Origin of the sequence: Kitasatospora griseola, from assembly GCF_014648555.1 — a bacterium.
Classification (GTDB): domain Bacteria; phylum Actinomycetota; class Actinomycetes; order Streptomycetales; family Streptomycetaceae; genus Kitasatospora; species Kitasatospora griseola.
Map to the genome: position 1 here is coordinate 1 of NZ_BMRI01000040.1, position 4,010 is coordinate 4,010.

A 4,010-nucleotide genomic window follows, 5' to 3' on the forward strand; every position below is an offset into this window, starting at 1 on the left:
GCCAGCGAGCCCTTGGCATCAATCATCTAGGCCGCTTCCACTTCAGCCATCAGCAGGCGTAGCGTCAGGGACCTTTTATTCGAAGGGAGTTGACTCAGAGCCGCTCGCGCATACGCCACTCCGCCGGCACGATCACCAGCTTGAGCGAGCATGAGTCCGCGATGCAGCTCAAGATGCGTGGCGAACCTCGGGAGCGAAGGCGGAAGCAACAAGCGTGCTTGCTCCTGAGCGTGTTCGGCTCGTTTCTCCTCACCAAGCCGAGCAAGCAGCAGAGACGAAAAGACGTTCATCCGCCACTCGGGAACCGCGTAGTCCGACTGCTCGTTCGCTGGTGAGGCAACCCGCTCGAAGACGCGCCACCCCTCGTCGTTGAGCTGCAAAGCTGCCCGCCGGTCGCCGCGGATCGCGGCAGCGTGCGCCTTGCCCATGAGCGCGTTGAGTCGGCCGAGGGACGGACGCGAGTCGATCGCCAAAGCCTGGTCGGCGAGCCGTTCCGCGACCGCCAGCGATGCGCCTTCATAGCCGAGTGCGATCGCAGCGCGCCCCCGTACCCATACCCGAGCAGTCTGGTCGTCGGACCGGTCGGCCGCAGTTGCCGCCATGCCGTACCAACCCGTGGTTCTTGCCGCGTCGGTGCCAGGGAACGTCTTGGCGAACAGAGTTGCGAGCCGAGCAGCCACCTCCCACATATGCGGGTCCTCGGCTTGCCGCTGGAGCACCACCATGTCCGCGGCGAGACGGCGTTGGATCTCCTCCGCACCGGACGACATGTAGTCCTGGCCGTAGATGTAGAGCCGTTCCTGCCAGTCGTCCAGGGAGGGCCCGCCGCGGAGAGCAGTTGCGAAGCCGTGGGACAACAAGTCCGAGGCGGTCGCGGGTGCTATGGCTGTCGCGGCAACGTTCGTCAAAAAGGCTCGTCGGTTCACGTCCGCACTCTCAAGAGCGTGAAGGGGCACCTGCAAGGCGGTAGCCAAATGACGTAGCCAAAGCGGGCCGGGCTTCCGTCCCTGGTATCCGTTCTCCCAGCGGCTGATCAACTGCCGCGTCACCGTCGCACGATTGCCCAACTCATTTAGCCGCGCCGCAAGTTGGTCCTGAGACATGCCCAGGCCACGGCGCAACTCTTCGATCAGACTCCCCACCGCCGTCGTCATGACCGGCAGCCTACGCCGGACCGCGCCACAGGGCCCTCCACTTGATTCCCCCCAACGGCGTACGCAGCATCTATGCAGCCAAGCGCAGCAACTCGACTGCCAGGGCGCCTGCCCATCGGCATCGGCGCGGTTGCCAGCGACACTGGCAACCCGGCTGTACGGTCGACCAGCGCAGCCAGAAGACCCCGGAAACGGCAAGAGGCCCCGCCCCAGTCACCCCGAGGGGCGGACAGGACGGGGCGTGTGTTGCGTGTTGCAGGTCAGCCGGCGAGGACGTTCATCAGGCGGGCGGCGGCCTTGCCACCGAACAGCGCGATACCGCAATAGAACTCGATCCGGGTCCGGAACACCGGCTTGTCGTGGGCCTCGCCAAGGTCGGTCACCTGGATGCCACCGTTGGTCAGACCAGTGACTCCCCCGTCGGCGTCGGAGCTGCCGAACCGGACGGCGTATATGTCACCGGTTTCCTTGCCACCCGTACCCGTGGTGAGCGGGAGGACGTCGGTGCCGTCGAGCTTCTGGCCGGGGTCGAGCATGGGGATGCCGTTCCACATGGTGACTTCCTTGCCGTGGATCTGCGCGGTCAGCAGTTCCGAGCCGCCGAGCCGGCGGAACCCGGAACGGATCTTCGCGATGATCGCGGCGTTCATGTACAGCGCGCCGTTCTGGCTGGTGATCCCCTGCACCCGCGCGGTCAGCGCGTCCAGGGCGTCGAAGAAGTCGTAGCCGCCAGAGACGGGCCCGGCGCCCTTGGCGTCCAGGACCTGGCGGCCGATGAGGCGCTTGCGCAGACCGTCGAAGCCGAGCGGGTTCACCTGCGTGTCGCCGTTGAAGAACTGGTCGGAGAAGTGGACCGACGCGGCCTTGACCTTCATGGTCTCCTGGATTGCGCGCTGGTCGTTGATGTTGCCGCGGGTCTTGACGATGAACTTGTCGACGTCGCTGTCGCCGCCAAGGATCGCCAGGTTCTCGATACGCGGGCTGACCGCGCCCACGCTCTCCGGGTATGCCTCGTTGACCGCGCGGAACGACACCCCGGGCAGGGTGGACTCCTCGTTGTAGCGGAAAGCGTTTCCTTCGAACTGGATCAGCGGCAGCCGGTCGAGGATCGGCGATTCCTGGACGAAAGTTTCGACGACGCCTCGCTGAAGGTCGTCGGTCGAGAACTTCGCGGACTCGGCAAGGGTGAGTGCCATAGTGGCTATCTCCTAATTCTCTTTACAGGATGGGCAGTTCAATCCCAGATTCGGATTTACCATCCGGATTCGACAGAGCGACGGCTCGTCACTCTCCGCGCAAACGCCCCTAGCTGCGGCGCGAGTTTTTTCCCTCCCTGCCGATCAGTGGCGGGTGGGGAGGGGTAAAGCCGCCGGTCAGCGCCTTATCGGCTTGACGCGCTCAGCAGCCCACCCACCGGGCTGACGGGCCGTCGTCTCGCGGTTGTGACAGAGCGTGCACAACGGCCGCAGCCGGCTCGGCGCATCCGGATCAGCAACACCCCGAGCAACCAGCGAGCGGCACGACTCCGGGAAGTGGTGAGCCACCGTGGCCATGCGACCGCACAGCAGGCACCACGGGTTCCGGTACGGGTAGGCCCCGCGGATGCGCTGCCGCCGGGTCGCGTAGCCACGATCGGCAGTACTCCCGCGCAGCGCTTCGGCTTCCCGTTCGTGGGGCGGGTGCCGACTTCACGGCGTTCGCGCTATGGGCAACTGACAGGCCACCGACAGAACATTGCAGTGCCGTTTGAACGCCTCTTGTGCGCCTCTTGAGGGCTTTCCCTCCGAACACCTCGCGCTGCATGCTGAACTGCACCCATGACACAGCGTTCCAACCAGAGACCGCAGTTCGAGCTCCGCATCGGAGGGCTGCACTTGACCATCCAGCGCATCCCTGGATGGTCTCTCGGTCTCATGGCCACGGTCGTAAGCGCGATCGCTGCCTGGCGTGGTAGTTCATGACGCGGTCCACACAGGGGCCTGGCCCCATGCAGTTATTCGTGGCCGGTGCACTCAGGCAGGCAAGTCGTCCGGTTCCCCTTTCGCCATGTAGTGGGGGTGGGACGTTTCCTCGCTGAACGCTGCCGAGAGTGGTGCAGTGGCGGAAGCGGTGCCGTTCTGGCTTTCTTCTTATTTTTTCTATGTGTTCTAAAAAAATAGGTAGAACCACCACTCCACCACAGCTCGGCCCGCTGGTGGCCCGGCCCGAGCCGGCGAGCCCGAGGCCCGGCGCGCCCGTGTGCGGGCAGCAGAAAGCCCCGGCCGGTCCACGGGGACCAACCGGGGCTGTTCGGGGCTCTGCTGGGCCGTCAGGCGGCCTGTGCGTAGTCGTCGTCCTCGGCCTGTTCGGGGGTGGCCCATACGATGGTGACCCGCTCTGCGCCGTTGAACCGGACGCGCTTGCCGTGGGCGGGGGTGACGATCACCTGGTCTATCGCCAGGTGCAACAGGTCGCGCTGCAACTGCGGGTCCGCCTGGTGCCACGTGTCCGCGGCGTTGCCTTCGATCAGCCACGTGATATCGACGGTGCCGCCGCCGACCAGCCCGGAGAGGCGTTCCTCTGCGGCGTCCAACCGGGCCTCGGCACGGTTCTTCGCGGGCATGCGGTACCGGGCGGAGCGGCCGGTGTAGAAGCCCGTGAGGTCGTCGGCGTGGAACTTGTCCAACTCGGCCTTTGCCGCGGCGACTTCGGCGCGGGCCTCGGTCACCTCTGCCCCTTCCTCGGGGCGGGCAATGGCCTGCCAGCGTTCGGCGACGGCGATCAACAGCGGGTCGTCGTCGGCGGCGTTGTGCAGGCGCGCAGACCACGCGTCCACGACGTAGTTCAACAGGGTCTTGCGGTTCACGGACGCGAACG

Annotated in this window: 3 protein-coding genes; all 3 read right to left on the minus strand. The window is 65.9% G+C overall.

The window, feature by feature from the left end; genetic code table 11:
* Positions 1-26: 26 nt before the first annotated feature.
* Positions 27-1,154, minus strand: coding sequence for a helix-turn-helix transcriptional regulator (locus IEZ12_RS32040; RefSeq protein WP_189277093.1), 1,128 nt, complete (start codon positions 1,152-1,154; stop codon positions 27-29).
* A gap of 260 nt (positions 1,155-1,414) precedes the next feature.
* Positions 1,415-2,350 carry a major capsid protein gene (locus tag IEZ12_RS32045; protein ID WP_189277095.1) on the minus strand — a complete coding sequence of 312 codons (936 nt, stop codon included), beginning with the start codon at positions 2,348-2,350 and terminating at the stop codon, positions 1,415-1,417.
* Positions 2,351-3,462: 1,112 nt separating this feature from the next.
* Positions 3,463-4,010, minus strand: a 548-nt coding sequence (locus tag IEZ12_RS32050; RefSeq protein WP_229848423.1) for a hypothetical protein, incomplete at its 5' end; no start/stop codon positions are given.